Source organism: Nocardia sp. NPDC060220 (assembly GCF_042727815.1).
In the GTDB taxonomy this organism is placed as follows: domain Bacteria; phylum Actinomycetota; class Actinomycetes; order Mycobacteriales; family Mycobacteriaceae; genus Nocardia.
This window is the reverse complement of the sequence record NZ_JBHWZY010000678.1, coordinates 1-3,825: the sequence shown is the minus strand read 5'-3', so window position 1 is coordinate 3,825 and position 3,825 is coordinate 1. Positions and strand designations below refer to the sequence as shown.

General features: G+C 68.9%; 3 protein-coding genes. All 3 read left to right on the top strand.

Going from position 1 to position 3,825, the window contains the following annotated elements; genetic code table 11:
* A partial coding sequence (gene glpK / locus ACFWF3_RS27570; RefSeq protein WP_379316318.1) for a glycerol kinase GlpK occupies positions 1-1,079 on the top strand: 1,079 nt, incomplete at its 5' end.
* Positions 1,080-1,112: 33 nt separating this feature from the next.
* Positions 1,113-2,792: a glycerol-3-phosphate dehydrogenase gene (glpD, locus tag ACFWF3_RS27565; protein ID WP_379316316.1), complete on the top strand. Its 1,680-nt coding sequence runs from the start codon at positions 1,113-1,115 to the stop codon at positions 2,790-2,792.
* Positions 2,793-2,971: 179 nt separating this feature from the next.
* Complete coding sequence (locus ACFWF3_RS27560) at positions 2,972-3,721, top strand: SDR family oxidoreductase (protein ID WP_379316314.1); 750 nt, start codon at positions 2,972-2,974, stop codon at positions 3,719-3,721.
* Positions 3,722-3,825 lie beyond the last annotated feature (104 nt).

The window sequence follows — 3,825 nt, the reverse complement described above, 5'->3', positions numbered from 1 at the left end:
GGATCCTGGACAACATCGCGGGCGTGCGCGCCGATGCCGAGCGTGGTGACGCCCTGTTCGGCACCCTCGACAGCTGGCTGATCTGGAACCTCACCGGCGGCGTGCACGTCACCGACCCCACCAATGCCTCGCGCACCATGCTGATGGATCTCGAATCCCTCGACTGGGACGACGACCTCCTCGCGATCTTCGGCATCCCGCGCGCCATGCTGCCCGCCATCGCGCCGTCGGCGAATCCGCGACTGTTCGGGACGACGAAGCCCGACGGCCCGTTCAAAGGCTCGGTGCCCATCGCGGGCGTGCTCGGCGATCAGCAGGCCGCGGGCGTCGGGCAGGTGTGTTTCCAGCCCGGCGAGGCCAAGAACACCTATGGCACAGGCAATTTCCTGATGCTCAACACCGGCACGGAGATCGTGCGCTCGAACCACGGCTTGATCACCACGGTCGCGTATCAGTTCGGCGACGACAAGCCCGCCTACGCGCTGGAGGGGTCGATCGCGGTCACCGGGTCGGCCGTGCAGTGGTTGCGCGACCAGATGGGCATCATCGCGGGCGCGGCGCAGATCGAAGACCTCGCCGGGCAGGTGGCCGACTCCGGCGGCGTGTACTTCGTGCCTGCCTTCTCCGGTCTGTTCGCGCCGTACTGGCGACCCGATGCCCGCGGCGCGGTCGTCGGGCTCTCGCGCTACAGCAACAACGCCCACTTGGCCAGGGCCACCCTGGAATCCATCGCCTACCAGACCCGCGACGTGGTCGAGGCCATGCAGCGCGACGCCGGGGTCCGACTGGCGACGCTGCGGGTGGACGGCGGCGTCACGGTGAACCAGCTGGCGATGCAGATCCAGGCCGACCTGCTCGGCGTCCCGGTCTCGCGACCGGTCGTCGCCGAGACCACCGCGCTCGGCGCCGCCTACGCCGCGGGACTGGCCGTGGGTTTCTGGAGCGGCACCGGCGAACTGCTCGACAACTGGTCCGAAGACGTCCGCTGGTACCCCACCTGGTCCGCGGAGCAACGTGAACACGGCTACCGCCGCTGGCTCAAAGCGGTCGAACGCACGCTCGACTGGGCCGAAATCTGATTCACCCCCGATACTTTCGAGAAGGAGATCATCGTGTCTGTGCAACTGGACCCCACCTACCGTGAGCAGGCTGTCGGCACGCTCGACACCGCCGAGGTCGATGTCCTGGTCATCGGTGGTGGCGTGACCGGCGCCGGCGCCGCGCTCGACGCCGCCTCGCGTGGGCTGTCCGTAACCCTGGTGGAGGCGCGCGATTTCGCCGCAGGCACCTCGAGCCGTTCGTCCAAGCTCATCCACGGCGGCCTGCGCTACCTGGAACAGATGGACTTCGCGTTGGTGCGCGAGGCGCTCAAAGAACGTGGACTACTGCTGAATACGCTCGCACCGCACCTGGTGCACCCGGTGCCGTTCCTGTTCCCGCTCCAGCACCGGGTGTGGGAGCGCGCCTACATCGGCGCCGGTATCGCCCTCTACGACACCCTCGGTGGCGCGCGCACGGTCCCGATGCACAAGCACCTGACCCGTTCCGGCGCACTGGAACTCGCGCCCGCGCTACGTGACGACGCGCTCACCGGCGCCATCCGCTACTTCGACGCGCAGGTCGACGACGCCCGCCACACGATGATGATCGCCAGGACCGCCGCCGAGAACGGCGCCACGGTGCTGACCCGGACCAAGGTGATCGGGCTGGAACGCGACGGCGAGAAGGTCGTCGGCGCGCGTGTCGAAGACCTGGAAACCGGTCTGACACACACCATTCGGGCCCGCACCGTGATCAGCGCGACCGGCGTCTGGACCGACGACATGATCAAGATGACCGGCGTGGACTTCCCGTTCCACGTCCAGATGTCGAAGGGCGTGCACATCCTCGTGCCGCGCGACCGGCTGAACCTGCACACCGGCATGATCATGCGCACCGAGAAGTCGGTCCTGTTCGTCATCCCGTGGGCCGAACACTGGATCATCGGCACCACCGACACCGAATGGGCGCTGGACAAGAACCACCCGACGGCCACCGCCGCCGACGTGCAGTACATCCTCGACCACGTCAACGCGCTGCTGCGGGAGCCGCTGACCAGGGCCGACATCGTCGGCACCTACGCGGGCCTTCGCCCGCTGATGACCGGCGCCACGAAGGAGACCGCCAAGCTCTCGCGCGAACACGCCGTCGCCGAACCCGCGCCGGGCCTGTTCGTGATCGCGGGCGGCAAGTACACGACCTACCGGGTGATGGCCGCCGATGTCGTCGACGCCGCCGCCGCGCGCCTGGGCGGGGAGACCCCCGCCTCGGCGACCGCGCAGTTGCCCATCGTCGGCGCGGCGGGCTACTTCGACATGCTCGCCGAGGTGACCGACCTGTCGGTGTCACAGCGGTTGCCCGTCGACGTGGTGCAACACCTGCTCGGCCGCTACGGCTCCCTGAGCACCGACATCTTCGGCCTCATCGCCGCGGACGCCGCCCTGCGCCACCCGCTTCCGGGCGCCTCGGACTACATCGCCGCCGAGATCGTCTACGCCGTCACCCACGAGGGCGCCCTGCACCTCGACGACATCCTCACCCGCCGCACCCGCATCTCGATCGAGGTCCCCGATCGCGGCCTGGCCGCCGCGCCGGAAGTCGCCCGCCTGATCGCACCGCTGCTCGGCTGGAACGAGGAGACCACCAACGCCGAGATCAACCGCTACTACGACCGGGTCCACGCGGAGCTGGCCGCCAACGAAGCGGGCGACGACGCCGCCGCCAACGCCGCCAGACTGGTCGCAGCCCGCTGAACTCCGCCGACAGCACCGCGGCATTGCAGCCCTCGCACACGCGAAGGAGTGGGTCACCGCGGTGCTGTGGCGCATCGGCCAGGCGAACGTAGTCGCCGATCCTCGACCTCCGTGCCGCGTGGTGGCTAGCGTGGGTACATGGAATCGCGAATCCCCCCCCGACGAACCCCGGCGCTGTCGTGAGCCGGGGCACCATCCTGATCACCGGCGCCAGCTCCGGGCTCGGCGCCGAGATGGCGCGTCAGTTCGCCGCGCTCGGGTACGACCTCGGCCTGTGTGCTCGCCGCACCGAGCGTCTCGACGAACTGCGCACGCAGATCCTCGCCGACCATCCCGAACGGGTCGTCTCGGTGAAGCAACTCGATGTCACCGACGATGCGGCGGTGTTCACCGCCTTCGACGAGTTCGCCGAGGAATTCGGCACCGTCGACCGTGTGATCGTCAACGCGGGACTGGGTAAGGGCGCGCCGTTGGGCACCGGCCATCACAAGGCCAATCGCGAGACCGCGGTGGTGAATTTCCTTGCCGCCCTGGCCCAGAGCGAGGCGGCGCTGAAGATCTTCCGCGCGCAGGGCCGCGGCCACCTGGTGATGATCTCCTCGATCTCGGGCCTGCGCGGCATGCCCAAGACGCTCACCACCTACGCGGCGACCAAAGCGGGCGTCGCGGCGCTGGCCGAAGGGGTTCGCGCGGAGGCGATTGCGGGCGTGGACGTCTCGGTGATCTACCCCGGCTACATCCGCTCGGAGATGAACGATCGCGTCAAGCATCAGCCGAAGTTCATGGTGGACACCGAAACCGGCGTGCACGCCATGGTCGCCGCGATCGAGAAGCGCCGGACCAATGCCTACGTGCCCGGCTGGCCATGGGTGCCACTGGGCTTCGCGCTGCGCGTCCTGCCGCTACCGGTTGTCCGAAGATTGATCTGAAACCAGCCCCGCACCCCCGACCTCGAGGAGGGGCCGCCGCGCAGCGGCGGTTCGCGGCCGTCCCGTCGATCAGGTGCCGTTGCGTAGGCGACGAAGGAGCAAGC